Origin of the sequence: Kitasatospora sp. NPDC089913 (assembly GCF_044748625.1) — a bacterium.
Classification (GTDB): domain Bacteria; phylum Actinomycetota; class Actinomycetes; order Streptomycetales; family Streptomycetaceae; genus Kitasatospora.
This window is the reverse complement of sequence record NZ_JBIVGI010000001.1, coordinates 733,399-750,234: the sequence shown is the minus strand read 5'-3', so window position 1 is coordinate 750,234 and position 16,836 is coordinate 733,399. Positions and strand designations below refer to the sequence as shown.

The window sequence follows — 16,836 nt, the reverse complement described above, 5'->3', positions numbered from 1 at the left end:
ACCCCATCGACATGACCCGCCGCCAACTCTTCGGCGGCGTTGCCGAGATATACGACGCGGTCCGCCCCGGCTACCCCTCTGTCCTCGTCTCCGCCGTCCTGGACTACGCCGCCCTCGGCGACCGCCCCGCCCTCGAGGTCGGGGCGGGCACGGGCAAGGCCACCGTCCCGTTCGCCACCGCCCTCACCAGTCCGCTCACCTGCGTCGAACCCGACCCCCGCATGGCCGAGGTCCTGCGCCGCAACACCGCGGCCCACCCCCACGTCCGCATCGAGGTGGGCAACTTCGAGGACCGGCAGCCCACCGACACCCGCTTCGGGCTGCTCTTCGCCGCGACCTCCTGGCACTGGATCGACCCGGCCCGCCGCTGGGACCTCGCCCACGACGCCCTCGCCCCGGGCGGAACGGTCGCGCTCTTCTGGAACCCCTTGGGCATCCGCGACCCCGCCCTCCACGCCGCCCTCACCGACGTCGACCGCCGCCACGGCCTCACCCACACCCCGCACGCCGTCCTCGCCTCGGCCTTCGGCGACACTCCTGGGCACTGGCCCGACATGCTCGGCCACTGGCCGGCCGTCGACTGCGCGACGGACGACCGGTTCACCGACCTCCGCTCACTGCGCTTCCGCGAGGAGGCTTACTACGGGACGGCCGACTACCTCGCCTACCTCTCCTCCCTCTCGATGTACGCCGCCCTCCCCGCCGACCACCGCGCCCAGGCCCTCGCCGACACCGCCGCCGTCCTCGACTCCCACGGCGACGGCGTCCCGGTCGAGCACATCCACGACCTCTTCCTCACCCGCCGCCACTGACCTCCGCGCCCGCAACGATCCATTGCCCCACCCCACAGCGCGGGCCCTGCCGAATCGGCAGGGCCCGCGCCGCCCTGCGCAGGAAGTCGGCGCATCCGACTTCCTGCGCAGGAATCCAGGGCCTCGGTCCACCCGTCGGCCGAACGGCACAGCACCACGAGAGGTCCACCAGGACGTCGGTCCCGAGGTCCTGCCTTCAGGACCTCAGCTGTACGGGTTCCAGTCACCCAATCGCGCGAGCAGGTACCGGGTGTCGTCCTCGTTCAGGCCGAACGCGGCGGCGGCCTCATCGGAGCTCGCCTTGGCCCGCACGTCGTGGGCCGGCCAGTAGCCGGACCGGACGGCGGTCACCTCCAGCAGCCTGGCAGCCCGGACGGCCGCCAGCGGCGACTGCCGGGCCAGCTTCTCGATCTTCTCCGAGACGAGGCGCAGCAGGTCGGTGATGTCCTCCGGGACGGCGACGGCCGACTTCTCGACCGCGACCGTGTGCCCGTCCCACCATTCCGTCTCGCATTCCTCCGCGAGGTCCCAGGCAGCGGCCCGGAGATCCTGCTCACCGATCTGCTCCCAGTCGAGCGGGTGCTCGGTCCCGGTCCAGCCGCACGAGCACACGGCACGCAGGGCGTGTGCCCTGGGCGTGAGGCTGAAGCGGCCGTCGTAGACGCTCCACTCCGAGGTGGTGTGCCCGCCCCCTCCGGACGACAGGGGGAAGTGCGCCGGCTGCGGGACCGTGCCGTCGGGCAGGAGCACGCCGATGGACCCTTCGTGCGAGGACCCGAACTCGTCCGTGGTCCACGTCTGCCGTTCAGCCATCGACGGTCCTCCGTTGTCGGCCCGCTCGGCACGGGCCGTTCGCCGCGCCTCGTGGGCAACGATCCCGCAGCGGGCACCGGTTCAGCGGCGAAACGCCGAAAGTCCCCTCCTCCGCGCGCCCGGGCGACAACGCCCGGGGAAGAGCCTCGAAACAATTCTTCGCCGGGCTGTCACATCCGGTGCGGGTGGCGGGTCAGTGGAGTGTTCGAGCAAGTGCGGCAGGGGCGGGGCGGAGTCGGTCCGCCCGTCTCCCGCCACTCCCTCCATCCGAATCAGGGGTATTCGTCATGTCCGTCGCCCACGTCGTCCTCGCCGTTGTCAGCGCTCTCTGGGTCGGCTTCTCCGGTGTCTCGCTCGCCCGGCGGGCGGAGTTCGTCACCCAGCCGCTCGTCGAGTACGGGGTGCCGCGTTCGTGGTGGGGCCCGCTGGCGCTGGCGAAGCTCGCGGGGGCGGCCGGCCTGCTGGTCGGCCTCGCCGTCCCGGCCCTCGGTGTCGCCGCCGCGATCGGCCTGATCCTGTACTTCCTCGGCGCGGTGATCACCTGCCTGCGCGCCCGCTCCTTCAAGACCGTGGCGTTCCCGCTCCTCTACCTCGCCCCCGTCGCGGTGACCCTGGGCCTGGGCCTCGCCTCCTGACTCTCCGGTGCCGGAAGCAAGCAGGCAACCAGCCAGGCGCGGGCAAGCACGCGCAAGCAACAGGAGAACCACGATGCTGAAGTTCGCCACCCCCGCCCCGCTCACCGCCGCCGTCGACGTCCCCGCCGCCTCGGTGCGCTTCGTCGCCGCCGAACGCGCCGACACCACCGTCGAGGTCCTCCCCGCCGACGCGTCGAGGAGCCACGACGTGAAGGCCGCCGCGCAGGTGCGGGTCAGCTGCGGCGACGGGGTGCTGCGCATCTCGGCCGGACCGGCGAGGAGCCGGGCCCTGGGGAGCGCCGGGAAGGTGGCGGTGACCGTGCGGCTGCCGGCCGGCTCCCGGGTCCAGGTCACGGCAGCGCTCGGCGAGCTGCGCGGCGTCGGCCGCCTGGGCGAGGTCACCTTCGAGGGTGCCCACGGCCTCGTCGAACTCGACGAGGCCGCCGGCGCCCACCTCACCGTCCAGTCCGGCGACATCCGCCTCGGCCGCCTGACCGGCCCGGCCCGGATCAGCACCCGCAGGGGCGACCTCACCGTCACCGAGGCCACCGGCGGCGCGCTCGACCTGCGGACCGGGCACGGCGACATCACGGTCGGTGCCGCGCGCGGCACCTCCGCCACCCTGACCGCCGCCACCGGCCGGGGCCGCGTCCACGACGGCCTGACCAGGACCGGCGTTACGGGCCCGGCCGCCACGGGCCTGGCCGTCACGGCCACCACCGCTCACGGCGACATCGCCGTCCGCACCCTCTGAACGGATGCGGCTCCCGGGGTCAGGCCGCGACGAGCTCCCGCTCGCGGTCCGGCGTCCTGCCCCCCTTGGGCTTCCGGTTCGGCAGCGAGAGCCGGAAGACCTTGTGCCACGCGGAGAACACCTGCTTGGGCAGCGGCCCGGTGACGTACACCAGCTCGTACTTCTCGAACAGCGCGCGCACCTTCACCGCGACCTCCGCGTACCGGTTGCTCGGCAGGTCCGGGAACAGGTGGTGCTCGATCTGGTGCGACAGGTTGCCGGTCATGAAGTGCATGGCCTTGCTGCTGCTGATGTTCGCCGAGCCCATCATCTGACGCAGGTACCACTGGCCGCGCGTCTCGCCCTCGATCGACCGGCGCTCGAAGACCTGCACGCCCTCGGGGAAGTGCCCGCACATGATCACCGAGTGGGTCCAGAGGTTGCGGACCAGGTTGGCGGTGAACGTCGCGGCGAGGGTGGTGAGGAACGACGGGCCCGACAGCAGCGGGTGGACCACGTAGTCCTTGAGCACCTGCTTGCGGATCTTGCGGCCCACGGCCCTGACCCGGGCGCGGAACTCCGGGTTGTTGCGGCGGCGCTTGCGCAGGTTCTTGCCGAGCTCCAGGTCGTACGCGGCGATGCCGTACTCGAAGAAGCAGGCGTTGAGGAAGTTCCACAGCGGCTGGCCGAGGTGGAACGGGTGCCACCGCTGGTCCTCGTCGACGCGCATGATGCCGTAGCCGAGGTCGTTGTCCTTGCCGATCACGTTGGTGTACGTGTGGTGCAGCTCGTTGTGGGAGTGCTTCCACTGGTCGGACGGCGAGACGTGGTCCCACTCCCAGGCGGTGGAGTGGATCTTCGGGTCCCGCATCCAGTCCCACTGGCCGTGCAGGATGTTGTGCCCGATCTCCATGTTGTCCATGATCTTCGCCACGGACAGGCCGGCGGTGCCGATCAGCCAGGCGGGCGGGAAGATCGAGAACAGCAGCACACCCCTGCTGGCCAGCTCCAGCTTGCGCTGTGCCGAGATGACCTTGCGGATGTAGGCGGCGTCCTTCTCGCCTCGGTCGGCGATCACCTCGTCGCGGATCGCGTCCAGCTCGCGGCCGAGCTCCTCGATCTGCTCCGCGGTCAGGTGGGCGGTGGGGTCGATGGCGGTCACGTTGCCTCTACCGTTCGATGTCGCAGGGGCCCGCCGCGGCGGACACACAGGTCTGGATGAGGACGCCCGGCTCGGCCTCGGTGATCTCGCCGGTGCGCAGGTCGCGGACGGCGCCCGCCTTGAGCGGGGTGACGCAGCCGAAGCAGATGCCCATGCGGCACCCGGACGGCATCAGCACCCCGGCCTCCTCGCCGACAGCCAGCAACGGCGTGGTGCCGTCCGCGTCGACGGTCCTGCCGGTGGTGCTGAACGTGACCGCGCCGCCGGTGCCCTCCCCGGCCTCCCCGGCCGCCGCGGCGGCCGGGCGGAAGCGTTCGGTGCGCAGGCGCTCCGGGACGCCGTGCCCGGCCCAGTGCTCCTCGGCGGCGTCGAGCAGGCCCGCCGGCCCGCACGCCCAGGTCTCGCGCTCGGCCCAGTCGGGCACGAGCTCACCGAGACGGGCGAGGTCGAGCCTGCCGTCGGTGCCGGTGTGCACCTCGACGAGCCGCAGCTTCCCGGCCGCGACCAGGCCGTGCAGGTCTTCGCGGAAGATCACGTCGTGCGGCCGCGGCGCGGAGTGGACCATCACGACGTCGTCGAGCCCGGTGTCGCGCAGCATGCCCATCACGGGGGTGATGCCGCTGCCGGCCGTCAGGTAGAGCACCTTGGCGGGCCTGGCCGCCGGCAGCACGAAGTCACCACCGGCCTGGTCGAGCTGGACCAGCGTGCCCGGTTTCGCCCCGCGGACCAGGTGGTTGCTGACCTTTCCGCCCGGGACCGCCTTCACGGTGATCGTGATCCGGCCGTCCCGGCGGTGCGTCGGCGACGTGAGGGAGTAGGTGCGCCACAGGCGCACCCCGTCGACGTCGACGCCGATCCGCACGTACTGGCCGGCGGTGTGGCCGCGCCAGCCCCGGCCGGGCCTGATCACGACGGTCGCGGCATCCGCCGTCTCGGGGTGCACGGCCTCGATGCGCCCCCGCAGGTCGGCGCCCGCCCGCAGCGGGCTGACCAGGTCGAGGTAGTCCGACGGCAACAGCGGCGTCGTGACCGTCTCCAGCAGTTTCCACGCCCTGCTGCGGAGGGCTGTACTCGTCATGGCTCCAGCTTCATACGCCCCTCGGGGTAAAGTCTTGTCTGCAGGACGTGAATCCGGTCAGCCGAATTGTTCGCAGGGAACAACACCATGGGTCATGCCATTCGGAGCGCCAGCGAACTGGCCCTGGACGGGACGACGGTCACCGCGCTCCGGGCCGCGCTGGGTACCACCGCCGACGAGGTCGTCCAGGCGATCATCGACGAGGTCCCTCCCTACGCCAACGCCCTCTCGGGCCGCATGGGCGTCACCATCCGTCGGGCCGTCCGCACCGCGCTCGGCCACTACCTCGACCTGGCGAGCGGCAGCACCACGGGCGGCGACGCCGGGGACGCGGCCTACGAGCTGGGCCGCGGCGAGGTCCGCGACGGCCGTTCGATGGACGCCCTGCTCAGCGCGTACCGGGTCGGCGCCCGGGTGGCCTGGCGCAGCCTGGCCGCGGGCGCCGTCCCGGCCGGGCTGCCCGCCGCCGAGGTCGCCAGGTTCGCCGAGCTGACGTTCGCCTACATCGACGAACTCTCCGCCGCGAGCGCCGCGGGCCACGCCGACGAACTGGCCGCCCGGGGCCGGGTGCGCGAGCGCCACCTGGAACAACTGGCCCGCGACCTCCTCGCCGACGCGAACCCGGACGTCCTCCTCGCCACCGCCCAGCGGGCCGGCTGGCCGCCCCCCGGTTCACTGACCGCGGTCCTGCTGGCCGCCGACCAGGCCCGGCCGGCCCACCGCTCGCTCGACCCGAACACCCTCGTCCTCGACGATCTGCCGGACGCCTCCGGCGTGCTGCTCGTCCCCGATGCCGACCGGTCGCACCTCCTGCGGCAGCTGACCGACCGCACCGCCGTGGTCGGCCCGGCCCTGCCCTGGACCCGGGTGTCCGCCTCGTACGCACGGGCCGCACGCGCGCGCTCCCTCTCCCCCGACATCCGCGACACCGAGGACCACCTGCCCGAGCTGGTGCTGAGCGCCGACCCGGAGGCGTTCGCGGACCTCCGCGCCCGGGCCCTGGCACCACTGCGCACCCTGCCCCCCGCGACCGCGCGGCGCCTCGAGGAGACCCTGCGGGCCTGGCTGCTGCACCAGGGCCGGCGCGACGAGGTGGCGGCGGCCCTGTTCGTCCACCCCCAGACGGTCCGGTACCGGATGTCCCAGCTGCGGGAGCTGTTCCCCGACCTCGGGTCACCGCAGCGGGTCCTCGAACTGACCCTGGCGGTCGGCCTCCGGACCGCCTGACCCGCCCCGACGGGAGTCCTAGCGCCGCCCTTGACCCGCAGCGGCGTCCGGGCGCGAGCCCCGGACGCCGCCCGCCCGTCCCCGCCGAGGTCGGCCTCGGCGGGGACGGAAAAGCGGCGGGCGTACCGTCCTCACACCGCCGGGGCGCCGGCCTGGACCCCCGTGAAGGCGAGCAGGCGGTGCCAGGCGTCGGTGCACGCCTCGCTCCAGTCCTCGGCGCTGTCGTCGAAGAAGGAGTGCGGAGCGCCCTCGTAGACCTTCAGCTCGTACTCCTTGCCGGCCCGCTCGAGGCGCCCGGTGAACTCCGCGAACTCCTCGTGCGTCGTCACCACGTCCTCCCCCGCCAGCAGCATCAGCAGCGGTGCCGTCAGCTGCTCCGCCCGGTCGCCGAAGAAGCGCGGGACTCCGTAGAAGCCGACCGCGCCGGCCAGGCCGAGGCCGGCGGCGGCGAGGCGCCAGGAGTAGGAGCCGCCGAGGCAGAAGCCGACGCCGAACACCGGGTCACCGCTCCACTCCCGCAGCTTGGCCAGGGCGGCGGCCGCGTCGGTCTCGACGTGGGCGGGCTCCAGCAGCGGCATGTGGGTGGCCCAGTCGAAGTCGGCGTCCCGGCGGGACAGTCCGGCCGAGCGGCCGTAGAGGTCGAACGCGATGACGTGGAACCCGGCCTCGGCGAAGCGCCGGGCGAGGTCCTCGTAGAAGGGGTGCAGGCCGCGCCGGTCCGGCAGGAGCAGGATGCTGCGGCCGTTGGGGACGCCGGGGGCGGCGCGGAAGGCGTTGAACCGGTTGCCGTCGGCCGCGGTGATCTCCAGCCGGCCCTCGTCCGCGACGGTCCCGGTGACGACGGGGGCGGCGGGCGGGCGGCTGTCGGTGGGGTGGCACATGGGAGTTCCTCAGCAGGTGGGACGGTGCGGGAGCCGGCGGCTCCCTCGAACACGTCCCAGCCTGTCCGGGCCGGGCCCGACCGCCCAGGCCCCGCTGTTACGGGTACTGCCAGGGCCACCCTGAGCACCGGTCGGGCCGCCCGCGCCGGTCATACTGGCCCGCATGGACGATCACCACGGTTTCGGGGAGTTCCTCCAGGCCCGCCGGGCCCTGGTCACCCCGCAGAGCGCCGGGCTGCGCGGCGGCGGACGGCGCCGGGTGCCGGGACTGCGGCGCGAGGAGCTGGCGCAGCTGGCGGGGATCAGCGTCGAGTACTACCAGCGGCTGGAACAGGGCCGGGCGAAGCACCCGTCCGACGAGGTGCTCGACGCCCTGGCCGAGGCGCTCCGGCTGGACCGGGTGGAGCGCGAGCACCTGCACCGCCTCGCCCGGCCCGGCCGGAAGGACCGTCCCGCCGACGGGCCCGGGCCGGACCGGGCGGTCGCGGCCCGCCCGGAACTGGTGCGGCTGCTGGAGCACGTACGGGTCCCGGCGATGGTGCTGAGCGACCGCCTGGACGTGCTCGTGCTCAACCCGGTCGCCCAGCGGCTGTTCGTCCACGGCGCGTCCGCCGCGCCGGGCAGCTGGAACCTGGCCGTGTTCCTCTTCCTCGCCCCCGAGGCGCGGGAGTTCTACGTCGAGTGGGACCGGCTCGCCGCCGACACCGTGGGCCAGCTCCGCGCCACCGCCGGCCGCCACCCCGAGGACCGGCGACTCGCCCGGCTGATCGACCGGTTGCGTGCGGAGAGCGACACCTTCCGGCTGCTCTGGTCCCGGGCGGACGTCGAGGTCCGCACCCACGGCACCAAGAGCTTCCGCCACCCGGCCGTGGGGACGCTCACCTTCACCTACGAGACCCTCGACCTCTCCGGCCCGGAGCGCCAGCGCCTGGTGACCCTCACCCCCGTCCCGGGCGGGCCGACCGAGGCCGCGCTGCAACTCCTCACCACCTGGGCCACCGACTCGACGGTCCCGCCCGCCCGCCAACCGCAGGACGCCTGAGCCCCAGGACGCCTGAACCCCGGGGCGCTCCGGGGCGCGCTGGACGGTCTGACCGGCGAACACCGGCTCGCGGGCGCCGTCGTCGAGGTGGTCGATCCCGCTTGCGGGACGTGGGCCGGAGCGAGCGGCACGGCCGACGTACGGACCGGCCGGCCGGCGAGCGCCGCCGACCGGCTCCGGATCGGCAGCGTCACCAAGACCTTCACCGCCACCGTCGTCCTCCAACTCGCCGCCGAGGGAAGGCTGTCGCTGGACGACACCGTGGCGGACCACCTGCCCGACCTGGTCCGGGGCGGCGGCTACGACGGGCGCGGCATCACCCTCCGCCAACTCCTCCAGCAGACCGGCGGACTGCCGGACCACGCCGACGCACTCGCCGACGCGGACGTCGACTGGCTGCGTCACCACCATTTCGAGCCGGAGGAGCTGGTGGCGGCGGCCCTCGGTCTGCGGCACCCGAAGCCCGGCTGGCACTACTCCACCACCAACTACGTGCTCGCCGGGCTCGTCGTCGAGCAGGTCACCGGCCGGAGTGCGGAGGACGAGGTCACCCGGCGGATCATCGGCCCGCTCCACCTGCACGACACCTACTGGCCCGGGGACGCCGAGGACATCCGCGGCCGCCACTCGCACAGCTACTTCACGGCCGAACGGGACGGCAGGCCCGTCCGGGTCGACGGGACCCGCTGGAACACCTCGGCGGGCGGCGCGGGCGGCGCGCTGATCTCGACGCCCGCCGACGTCGACCGCTTCCTGGGCGCACTCCTCGGGGGCCGCCTCCTGCCCGCCGGACAGCTCGCCGAGATGCTCAGCACCGTGCCCGGCGACCCCGAACGGCTCGGCAGCGAAGGCCGGTACGGGCTCGGCATGATCACCGAGCCCCTCTCCTGCGGCGGCGTCCGGACCGGCCACACCGGCTCCACCAGGGCCGGCCATCACATCGTCACGGCCGTGGCACCCGGCGGACGGCGGGCCACCGTCGCCGTCAACGAGTCCCCGCCACCGACGCGGCCGCGAACGCCGTACTCGCCGCCCTCGACACCGCCCTCTGCGCTCCCCGGCCGTAACGGCGGGCGGAGCGGGAAGTCGGCGGGATCGACTTCCCGCTCCGCCTTCGCACCGGTCGGCGCTGACGCTCCGCAGCCGGATCCCCCGGGTTACGTGACGGTGGCCGCCGGTTTCGTGACGCTTCCGGGTGACCGGTCCCTGCCCCGGGCGCGGTAGGCGCGGGAGCGGCAGCGGGAGGAGCAGTAGGTGGGCGGCCTGCCGTTCGGGCGCTCCTGCTGGGCGAGCGACTCGCCGCAGGCGGGGCAGCGGGCCTCGGCGGCGGGATCCCCGGAGCCGGGCGCGCATTCGGGCGGGGGCGCGGGCGCGGCCCCGGGCGCGCAGTCGGGCGGGGCCGGGGAGGGCGTCGACGCCGACGCCGCTGCCGGTGCCGGATGGGCGGTGAGCCCCTGGCGCTCGGCGAAGACACCGGCCTGGAACCTGCTGTGCGCCCCGAGGCCCTCCAGGATCTCGGAGACGTGCCGACGGCAGGTCCGCAGCGAGATCCCGAGCCGGCGCGCGATCGACTCGTCCTTGAGTCCCTTGGCGAGCAGGACGAGGATGCTCTGCTTGACGGTCACGGCGATGTCGTGCGCGGCCTGCGGTCCGGTCGCGAAGGGGGTGGCGTTCTCCCAGTCGCGTGCGAAGACGTCCAGCAGATAGGACAGCAGGTCGGGTTCGCGGATCACGAGCGCGCCGCCCGACCGGGCCGGGAGCAGCGCCAGCGCCCCGTCCACGATGATCATCTGGGGCAGGACCTCGGGCAGGGTGCGGATCTCGGCGCCCGCGCCGATGAGCTGCTCCGCGTGCAGCCTGGTCGGCTGGTCGAAGCGGGTGGCGTGCTGGTACAGGCTGCGCATCCGGACGCCCCGGCCGAGCACGGCCAGGTCGCGGGGCAGGGCCTCCCGGAGCGCGGCCGGCGGGAAGGAGCCACCGTGCTTGGACACCAGGACCTCGCTGCGGCAGGAGTCGACGACGTCGCAGAGCAGCGCGCGGACGGCGAACTTGTCCGGCAGGTGGTCGATGGTGCCCTGCGGGTAGGCGTGCTGACGCGCCTGGAGGTAGACGGGCACCAGGGCCGCCAGGCCGTCGCGCTCCTGCTGGATGCGTCGGCGCTGGGCGCGCAGGGCCTCCTCCTCGGCCCGCAGGGCGGCGTCGCGGTCGGACAGCAGTTGCGCGGTGGCGGCCTGGGGGCTCACCGGCTGCCAGCCGACGGGGGCGGCACCGGGAGCCGCGGGCGGGAGGACCTGGAGGAGGCAGGCTTCCGTGAGTGCCGCGAGGGCCCGCCGGCAGTCCGTCTCGCCGATGCCGGTCTCGACGGCCGCCTGCGCCAGGGTGGCCGGGGTGAGCCGCCCGTGCACGACGGTCCAGCGGTAGAGCGTGACGGCCGCGCTGTCGACGCCGGGGATCGTGGCCGCGGCGTCGGCCGCCACTTCGGTCTCGGCTTCCATCGCATGCCTCCTAAAAGTGCCTGGCAGGCTCATGATCCCTGGCGAACGGTGCACGGACCATCCGCCGACTGGCAGGGTTGTGACCACGGCCGGGGCGGTGCTCCGCAGCGTGACTCGCGAGGTGCTCCGCAGGGCGGCGAGGACCGGCCGGCATCGGACCGAGGTCAATTTCACGGGAGTTGAGTCATGCGCGGAATCGTGGTGCGGACACTGGTCGCGGTCATGCTGGGGACCGGCGCGTGGTGGGGCGGCGCGGCCGCCGCCCTCGCGGCCGACTCCGGCCCCGGACCGGCGGTCACCGCGACACCCGGCGGCGCCCACGGCGCCAAGCCCGGGAACGCCGACAAGCCGGGCCGTCTCGATGACCGTCTCGGCGACCTCCTGGACCTCGACGGCCGCGACGGCCACGGCGGCGCCGACTCCGGCCGCCAGTGCTCCGTGACGACCGCCTGGGGCGACTCCTGGTGCCCCCGCAAGCCGCTCGACTAGAGCCGCCCGGGAGACCGGGTGAGGGGGCGACGGGTGCCATCCGTCGCCGGTTGGGTGGATGCGGGCCCGACCCCGGTCTCGGCGCCGAACAGGCGCACAGGCTCCCGGCACAGCACAGCACACACCACCAGCACGCCTCCGGGAGCCCAGGACGACGGCCCCGGACAGCGTCCGACGAGAGGAACACCATGACCTTCGGCATGCGCGCGATCCCGGTCCGCAGACTGGCCGCCACCCTGGGCGCGACCGTCGCCCTCCTCGCGGTCGCCACCGGCGCCGCGAGCGCACAGACGAACGACTACCGGGTCTACGGCGGCCACTACGGCACCTACGCCCAGTGCAACCAGGCCGGTTCGCTCAGCGTCGCACTGGGCCTGTACAGCCGCTTCGAGTGCAACCCGAACAACACCGGCAGCAGCTTCGACCTCTGGTACGTCGAGTGACCGCAGCAGTCCACGCCCGCTGACCCGACGGCCGCCCCCGGCCACCCCTCCCCCTCCAGGCCCCTCCTCCCCATCCTCGAAGGGATTACTTGTCATGCCCACGCTCGCCAGCTCCACCCGCTGGGCCGCCTCGGCCGCCCTGCTCACCACCCTCCTCGGCGGCGCGGCCGCCCTCGCCCCGACCGCCCAGGCCGCACCCACGCCCAGCAGCCTCACGGCCGCCCCCTCGCCCGACACCGTCACGACCGCCCCCGCCACCGGCGCCGTCACCGTCCAGGAGGCCGCCCGCAGCACCGGCGTCTCCTTCCGCAACAGCACCCAGCAGCAGCTGCAGCGCACCGACTCCGGTCTCTCCCACGGCTGCTGGTCCCGCGACGGCCTGCCGCAGGACGCCATCGCCAAGACCGTCACCGCCTCCTGGAAGAGCGAGTCCTGCGGCTTCGCCACCGGCACCGAGGGCTACACCGTCTACCGCTTCGCGAGCGACTGGAACCAGACGGTGACCCTCCGCTGGAACAACCCCTACTCCGGCCGCAACTCCTACAGCTGCGACGCCCCCGCGGGCTACCAGTGCAGCTGGTCGGGCGGCAGCGGCAACAACGCCAACGTGGCCTTCACCCTCACCGGCGGCCCCTCCGCCTTCTCGGCGAAGACCGCCTCCGACTCCGACCTGACCGCTGCCGTCACCCCCGTCCGCAGCGTCAAGGTCAACGTCAACAACTACTCCGGCGCCCTGCTCGGCCGGATCGGCGCCGGCCTGGACGGCGGCATCTGGACCGGCAACAGCCTGCCCCCGTCGGCCATCAACAACGGCGACCGGGCCCGCTGGCAGAGCGAGTCCGAAGGGTTCGCCACCGGCACCGCCGGCAGTGCCGAGTACCTGCTCTCCGGCGGCGGCAAGGTCACCTTCCGCTGGAGCAACCCCTTCGCCGGCTCCAACAGCTACAGCTGCGAGGTCCCGTCCGGCCACAACTGCACCACCTCCGGCGGCGGCGGCAAGAACGCCGAAGTGACCTTCACCGTCAACTGATCCCCGGCCTCTCCGCCCTCGAAGCCCTCACCACCCGAAGGAGTTCCCCATGCGCAGGACGCTCACCGCCGCCCTCCTCTGCCTCCCCCTGCTCGCCGGCGTGGCACCCGCCGCCCAGGCCGTCGCACCGCAGCCCGGCGCCGGCCAGGTCTCGATCCTCCAGGTCCCCGTCCACACCATCAACTGGGACCTGCGGAGCGGCAACGTGGACAACCGCCGCGCCTCGTACACCCAGATGATCCGGTCGATCCACAACATCGGCCCGATCATCAGCGGCAACGGCGGCGAGGGCACGGTCTGGGAGACCCCGCGCACCAACGAGGTCATCGCCGTCAACGCCCAGTTCACGACCAACGACGGCACCCGGACGCTCACCCTCTACCTCACGGCCGACAACCTCTACCTGCGCGGCTTCTCCACCGGCAACGCCGGCGTGGTCGTCCAGTTCGCCAACGAGCCCGACGCGCCCTACGACCTGGGCCAGGCGCTGGGCCGCAACGCCATCCGGCTCCCCTTCAACGGACGCTACGGCGGAAACCACAGCCTGGAGGCCTCGCAGAGCACCCGTCAGGTGTCGATCAGCCATAACAACCTGGTCGGCGCGATGAACCGGCTGTGGGGCTACGCCTCCACCGGGACCACCTACAACAACTTCCGCGAGGACCTCGTCGCCGCGATCGCCGTCGTGTCCGAGGCCAGCCGTTTCCGCAACATCGAGACGCGGGTCCGCGACGGCCTCGGCGGCAACACCCAGCTGAACGCCCAGGAGGCCGCCGAGGAGAACGACTGGGGCCGCGGCTCCGGCTACATGTACCGGGCCCGCAACAACAACACCACGCCCTCGGTCCGACTCGGCGGCATCGACCTGCGCAGCTTCGCCCAGGGCGCCACCTACATGTCGATGCTGAACAGCAACATGAACTGACCGCCACCGCCCGTGACGCGGCCCCTCGGAGTGCGCTCCGAGGGGCCGCGTCGTCGTCGAACGGACCGGACGTCAGCTGGTGGCGACCGAGGTGTCGTCGATCACGAAGCTGGTCTGCAGCGAGGAGTCCTCGGTGCCGGTGAACTTGACCGTCACCGACTGGCCCGCGTAGGCCGAGAGGTCGAGGCTGCGGAGCTGGTAGCCCGCGGCCGCGTCCGCGTTGGAGTAGGTCTTCAGCGTGGTGCCGTTGGCCTGGACCGTCAGCTTGTCGTACGCCGTGGTGCCGGACTCACCGGTGTCGATGTGCAGGTAGAAGCTCAGCGTCGCCTTGCAGCCGGTCGGCACGGTCACCGTCTGCGCGAGGCTGTCGGTGTGGGTGGAGCCGTAGCCGTTCAGCCACGCCTTCCAGGTGCCGCCGTGCGGGGCCTGCGAGGCCGACTTGTCGACGACGCCGCTGGAGGCGGTCCACGGCGCGGCCGTGCCCGTCTCGAAGCCCGCGTTGCCGAGCAGCTGCGCCGGGGTGCAGGTGCCGCCACCGCCGCCGGAGACCACCCAGGTGAAGCTGGTGCTACCGGACTTGGCCGCCGAGTCCTTCGCCGTCACGGTGACGTTGTAGGTGCCCGCGGTGCTCGCGGTGCCGCTGATGACACCGGTGGAGGCGTTGATCGACAGACCGGCCGGCAGGCCCGTCGCCGAGTAGGTGTAGGGGGTCGAACCACCGCTCGCCGTGATCCTGAGGTTCGCCGCGCCGCCCACCGCCGTCGACTGGTCGCCCGGGTTGGCGACCGAGACGGAGCCGCTGCCCGCGGGCTTCGTCAGCAGGCAGCCGCTGACGTTGAGGTCGATGACCCGGCCGCTGCCCAGGCAGGTGGTGAACCAGTAGGTCTCCTGGCCGTAGCTCTGGCCCTGGTGCACCGTGGTGGTGCCGTCGGCGGCGACCTCGCACGGGTTGTTGAGGGTGCACATCTGGCCGTCGTCGTTGCCGGTGTTGTTGATGCCGACGACCTTGCGGGTGGCGGCGTCGACGATCGGCGAACCCGAGGTGCCGTGCGTGGTGTTGCAGCCGGAGCTGTAGCGGATCGAGTCGCGCCAGCTCCAGGCGTCCTCGCGCAGGTCGGTGAAGCCGTTGACGGAGCAGTTCCAGGTCTGCTTCCAGTAGGACGACGGTATGTACATCGCCGAACCGTCGACCGGGTGGGTGTCGTTGATGGTCAGCGCGGTGGCGCCGAACTTCGAGGTGATCGACCCGAAGGTGTCGGTGAGCTGGTACAGCGCGACATCCGTGCCGGTCATCGTCGCGTACAGCACCTTGTCGGCCTGCACGGTGCCGAGCGAACCGCCGGAGGCGTTGAGCAGCGTGCCGCTGCGGCTGGCGGTCTGGTTCTGGATGACCTGGCCGGCGGGGGGCATGGTCGGCAGGCAGTGGCCGTTGGTCAGCATCAGGGCCCGGTCGGTGTCGACCGACGAGGGGTAACGCACCAGCGAGGCCGAGCAGTTGCTCAGCGCGATGGTGGACGCCAGGTCACCGGCCTGTACCGCCTGCGCGGGGGCGACTGCCACGGAGGTGAGGACCCCGGCGATGACAGCGCTCGCGGCGGACGCGGCGGCAAGTCTCTTGAGCATGGCTCTCCTTGTGGGGGATGCGGGGCGTACGACCGGTTGCGGACGCCCGCGCCGCACGAAAGTGCCATGGTCACCTCAATCGGTCAACCGATCGGGCAGAAGTCACACGCGCGAATCCACCCGAGCCACCATCAACCGGCCACCTGCAGCTCCTGGACGAATACGCACCGGGCAGCGCGATGCTCCGGGCCCACGAGGAAGGAGTGCCCCGCACGGCACACTGCCCCGGACGGCGAAGCGGCGCCGCTACTCGCAGTACGGCGCGCCGGTCCACCTCCTGGTCGACCGTCAGGAGCGGGCGTGCACACTGTTCTCCCGACCGGGTCCACTCGGGTACACGCTCGTCGAGGGGCCGCACCCGTTCGGGGTGGAGGTGCGGCTTCCGGAGCCGCTGGACGTCGTCCTGGACACCACCGAATTCTGACGGCACCGACCACGGCCCCCGAGGGCCGACCCTTCACCACCACCGCCGGGCCGGGTCAGCGCAGGTCGAGGACCGGGCGGGTGGAGAGGCAGTCGACGAGGTCCTCGCCCTCCTCGCCGTAGATGTAGGCCGCGAGGTCGGGGTGGCGGTTGGCCGTGGCGAGCGGAAGCCAGGACAGGAAGGTGCCGTAACCGCCGCAGACGGACTCGCCGCCGTCACCGCCGTGGATCAGGCCGGGCTCGGCGCTGATCTCGGACCGGTAGGTGTCGTGCGCGATGAGCAGGCCGAAGGCGTTCGGCCCGGCGTGCGGACCGGTGTCGTCGCCGTACGGGAGGCGGTCGAGCGGGCACTCGTCGCCCCAGCGGAACAGGGTTCGGGCGCCGGCGCCGCAGGCGTGCTCCCACTCGTCGGGCGTGGGCAGCCGGAGGCCCTCACGGGCGAGGAGGGCCGGCATGTCGGCGGGCGCCTCCTCGATCGGCTCGTCCTCGACGGCCATGAGCAGGGTCGGCACGGTGACCGTCCGGCGCGGGCCGAGCACCCGGGCGAGGTGGGCGTGCACGTCCGCGTCGCCGAAGCCCCGGTCGACGCTCTCCTCCCGGTAGCCCGCGAGGAGTTCGGCGGACGGCCGCCAGGACGCCGCGTCGAAGCCGAGGGTGACCCGGCCGCCCGGTATCAGCGCGAACATCCGCCCGCCCCGCTCGACCAGCACCTGGTGCAGCGGGGCCCCCAGGTGCTCGACCGTCCCGACCCGCTCGAGCCGCCCGCCCACGCCGTCGGCGGCCTGGGCGGCGATCCGGGTGGCGGCGGCGAGGTCGAGTCTGCGCCAGGCGGCGAAGGTGAGGGCGGCGAGCGGTTCGGGGGCCATGGCGGGAGTGTGGCACGGGCCACTGACAATTGACCGGGAGCGGACGGCAACCGGGCCCGCCCGCGACCGACGCCCCGCCCCCGGGGCACCGCGGCCGGGACGGACGGGCAGCGTCCGCCGGGACGGACGGGCACCCGGCGCGGGCACCGACCCGCGCGG

17 protein-coding genes and 1 pseudogene are annotated in these 16,836 nt (G+C 73.2%); 11 read left to right on the top strand and 7 right to left on the bottom strand.

Annotated elements, in window-relative coordinates:
- Positions 1-11: 11 nt before the first annotated feature.
- Positions 12-812 (top strand): class I SAM-dependent methyltransferase, encoded by an 801-nt coding sequence (locus tag ACIPYS_RS03370; protein WP_400742441.1) that lies wholly within the window; start codon positions 12-14, stop codon positions 810-812.
- A 204-nt stretch (positions 813-1,016) separates the two neighbouring features.
- On the opposite strand, the gene ACIPYS_RS03365 is transcribed toward ACIPYS_RS03370, so the two are convergent.
- On the bottom strand, positions 1,017-1,625 hold the full coding sequence (locus tag ACIPYS_RS03365; RefSeq protein WP_400742438.1) for a hypothetical protein: 609 nt from the start codon (positions 1,623-1,625) through the stop codon (positions 1,017-1,019).
- A gap of 287 nt (positions 1,626-1,912) precedes the next feature.
- Between ACIPYS_RS03365 and ACIPYS_RS03360 the strand changes: the two genes are divergently transcribed.
- On the top strand, positions 1,913-2,260 hold the full coding sequence (locus ACIPYS_RS03360; RefSeq protein WP_093862556.1) for a DoxX family protein: 348 nt from the start codon (positions 1,913-1,915) through the stop codon (positions 2,258-2,260).
- 73 nt (positions 2,261-2,333) lie between these two features.
- Positions 2,334-3,014, top strand: a complete 681-nt coding sequence (locus ACIPYS_RS03355; protein WP_400742434.1) for a DUF4097 family beta strand repeat-containing protein — start codon at positions 2,334-2,336, stop codon at positions 3,012-3,014.
- Between the two features lie 19 nt (positions 3,015-3,033).
- Here the strand turns inward: ACIPYS_RS03355 and ACIPYS_RS03350 are convergent, their stop codons facing one another.
- Positions 3,034-4,155 (bottom strand): fatty acid desaturase family protein, encoded by a 1,122-nt coding sequence (locus ACIPYS_RS03350; RefSeq protein ID WP_400742431.1) that lies wholly within the window; start codon positions 4,153-4,155, stop codon positions 3,034-3,036.
- 7 nt (positions 4,156-4,162) lie between these two features.
- Positions 4,163-5,233, bottom strand: a complete 1,071-nt coding sequence (locus ACIPYS_RS03345) for a ferredoxin reductase (protein WP_400742428.1) — start codon at positions 5,231-5,233, stop codon at positions 4,163-4,165.
- Positions 5,234-5,320: 87 nt separating this feature from the next.
- On the opposite strand from ACIPYS_RS03345, the gene ACIPYS_RS03340 reads away from it, so the two are divergent.
- Positions 5,321-6,460, top strand: coding sequence for a PucR family transcriptional regulator (locus ACIPYS_RS03340; RefSeq protein ID WP_400742425.1), 1,140 nt, complete (start codon positions 5,321-5,323; stop codon positions 6,458-6,460).
- A gap of 131 nt (positions 6,461-6,591) precedes the next feature.
- Here ACIPYS_RS03340 and ACIPYS_RS03335 read toward each other — a convergent pair whose 3' ends face one another.
- Complete coding sequence (locus tag ACIPYS_RS03335; protein ID WP_400742422.1) at positions 6,592-7,341, bottom strand: dienelactone hydrolase family protein; 750 nt, start codon at positions 7,339-7,341, stop codon at positions 6,592-6,594.
- 163 nt (positions 7,342-7,504) lie between these two features.
- Between ACIPYS_RS03335 and ACIPYS_RS03330 the strand changes: the two genes are divergently transcribed.
- On the top strand, positions 7,505-8,383 hold the full coding sequence (locus ACIPYS_RS03330) for a helix-turn-helix transcriptional regulator (RefSeq protein ID WP_400742420.1): 879 nt from the start codon (positions 7,505-7,507) through the stop codon (positions 8,381-8,383).
- 87 nt (positions 8,384-8,470) lie between these two features.
- Complete coding sequence (locus ACIPYS_RS03325) at positions 8,471-9,607, top strand: serine hydrolase domain-containing protein (RefSeq protein WP_400742417.1); 1,137 nt, start codon at positions 8,471-8,473, stop codon at positions 9,605-9,607.
- Here ACIPYS_RS03325 and ACIPYS_RS03320 read toward each other — a convergent pair.
- A complete protein-coding gene (locus ACIPYS_RS03320; protein WP_400742415.1) occupies positions 9,541-10,878 on the bottom strand; it encodes a LuxR C-terminal-related transcriptional regulator in 1,338 nt (445 codons plus the stop codon). The two genes, ACIPYS_RS03325 and ACIPYS_RS03320, sit on opposite strands and share 67 nt — an antisense overlap.
- Positions 10,879-11,064: 186 nt before the next feature.
- Here ACIPYS_RS03320 and ACIPYS_RS03315 point away from each other — a divergent pair, with 186 nt between their 5' ends.
- The 4 genes from ACIPYS_RS03315 to ACIPYS_RS03300 all read left to right on the top strand — a co-directional run bounded on the left by ACIPYS_RS03315 (position 11,065) and on the right by ACIPYS_RS03300 (position 13,765).
- The gene (locus ACIPYS_RS03315; protein WP_400742412.1) at positions 11,065-11,367 is read left to right on the top strand and encodes a hypothetical protein; all 303 of its coding nucleotides are present in this window, start codon (positions 11,065-11,067) and stop codon (positions 11,365-11,367) included.
- 188 nt (positions 11,368-11,555) lie between these two features.
- Positions 11,556-11,810 (top strand): hypothetical protein, encoded by a 255-nt coding sequence (locus ACIPYS_RS03310; protein ID WP_093862545.1) that lies wholly within the window; start codon positions 11,556-11,558, stop codon positions 11,808-11,810.
- Positions 11,811-11,904: 94 nt separating this feature from the next.
- Entirely contained in the window at positions 11,905-12,840 is a 936-nt protein-coding gene (locus ACIPYS_RS03305; protein ID WP_400742409.1) for a Crystal protein ET79, read from the top strand.
- Positions 12,841-12,889: 49 nt separating this feature from the next.
- Positions 12,890-13,765, top strand: coding sequence for a ribosome-inactivating family protein (locus ACIPYS_RS03300; RefSeq protein WP_093862543.1), 876 nt, complete (start codon positions 12,890-12,892; stop codon positions 13,763-13,765).
- Positions 13,766-13,837: 72 nt separating this feature from the next.
- Here the strand turns inward: ACIPYS_RS03300 and ACIPYS_RS03295 are convergent, their stop codons facing one another.
- The gene (locus ACIPYS_RS03295) at positions 13,838-15,388 is read right to left on the bottom strand and encodes a putative Ig domain-containing protein (protein ID WP_093862542.1); all 1,551 of its coding nucleotides are present in this window, start codon (positions 15,386-15,388) and stop codon (positions 13,838-13,840) included.
- Between the two features lie 226 nt (positions 15,389-15,614).
- Here ACIPYS_RS03295 and ACIPYS_RS03290 point away from each other — a divergent pair.
- Positions 15,615-15,812 (top strand): annotated as a pseudogene (locus tag ACIPYS_RS03290) (Uma2 family endonuclease); the annotation flags it as partial.
- Positions 15,813-15,867: 55 nt separating this feature from the next.
- Here the strand turns inward: ACIPYS_RS03290 and ACIPYS_RS03285 are convergent.
- Positions 15,868-16,677 (bottom strand): hypothetical protein, encoded by an 810-nt coding sequence (locus tag ACIPYS_RS03285; RefSeq protein ID WP_400742404.1) that lies wholly within the window; start codon positions 16,675-16,677, stop codon positions 15,868-15,870.
- Positions 16,678-16,836 lie beyond the last annotated feature (159 nt).

What these genes read in the sequence shown, in the direction of transcription:
- ACIPYS_RS03340 (WP_400742425.1), top strand. Translation starts at nt 5,321, where the DNA reads ATGGGTCATGCCATTCGGAGCGCCAGCGAACTGGCCCTGGACGGGACG.
- ACIPYS_RS03360 (WP_093862556.1), top strand. Translation starts at nt 1,913, where the DNA reads ATGTCCGTCGCCCACGTCGTCCTCGCCGTTGTCAGCGCTCTCTGGGTC.
- ACIPYS_RS03315 (WP_400742412.1), top strand. Translation starts at nt 11,065, where the DNA reads ATGCGCGGAATCGTGGTGCGGACACTGGTCGCGGTCATGCTGGGGACC.
- ACIPYS_RS03285 (WP_400742404.1), bottom strand. Translation starts at nt 16,677, where the DNA reads ATGGCCCCCGAACCGCTCGCCGCCCTCACCTTCGCCGCCTGGCGCAGA.
- ACIPYS_RS03370 (WP_400742441.1), top strand. Translation starts at nt 12, where the DNA reads ATGACCCGCCGCCAACTCTTCGGCGGCGTTGCCGAGATATACGACGCG.
- ACIPYS_RS03295 (WP_093862542.1), bottom strand. Translation starts at nt 15,388, where the DNA reads ATGCTCAAGAGACTTGCCGCCGCGTCCGCCGCGAGCGCTGTCATCGCC.
- ACIPYS_RS03335 (WP_400742422.1), bottom strand. Translation starts at nt 7,341, where the DNA reads ATGTGCCACCCCACCGACAGCCGCCCGCCCGCCGCCCCCGTCGTCACC.
- ACIPYS_RS03365 (WP_400742438.1), bottom strand. Translation starts at nt 1,625, where the DNA reads ATGGCTGAACGGCAGACGTGGACCACGGACGAGTTCGGGTCCTCGCAC.
- ACIPYS_RS03310 (WP_093862545.1), top strand. Translation starts at nt 11,556, where the DNA reads ATGACCTTCGGCATGCGCGCGATCCCGGTCCGCAGACTGGCCGCCACC.
- ACIPYS_RS03330 (WP_400742420.1), top strand. Translation starts at nt 7,505, where the DNA reads ATGGACGATCACCACGGTTTCGGGGAGTTCCTCCAGGCCCGCCGGGCC.
- ACIPYS_RS03300 (WP_093862543.1), top strand. Translation starts at nt 12,890, where the DNA reads ATGCGCAGGACGCTCACCGCCGCCCTCCTCTGCCTCCCCCTGCTCGCC.
- ACIPYS_RS03305 (WP_400742409.1), top strand. Translation starts at nt 11,905, where the DNA reads ATGCCCACGCTCGCCAGCTCCACCCGCTGGGCCGCCTCGGCCGCCCTG.
- ACIPYS_RS03345 (WP_400742428.1), bottom strand. Translation starts at nt 5,233, where the DNA reads ATGACGAGTACAGCCCTCCGCAGCAGGGCGTGGAAACTGCTGGAGACG.
- ACIPYS_RS03355 (WP_400742434.1), top strand. Translation starts at nt 2,334, where the DNA reads ATGCTGAAGTTCGCCACCCCCGCCCCGCTCACCGCCGCCGTCGACGTC.
- ACIPYS_RS03320 (WP_400742415.1), bottom strand. Translation starts at nt 10,878, where the DNA reads ATGGAAGCCGAGACCGAAGTGGCGGCCGACGCCGCGGCCACGATCCCC.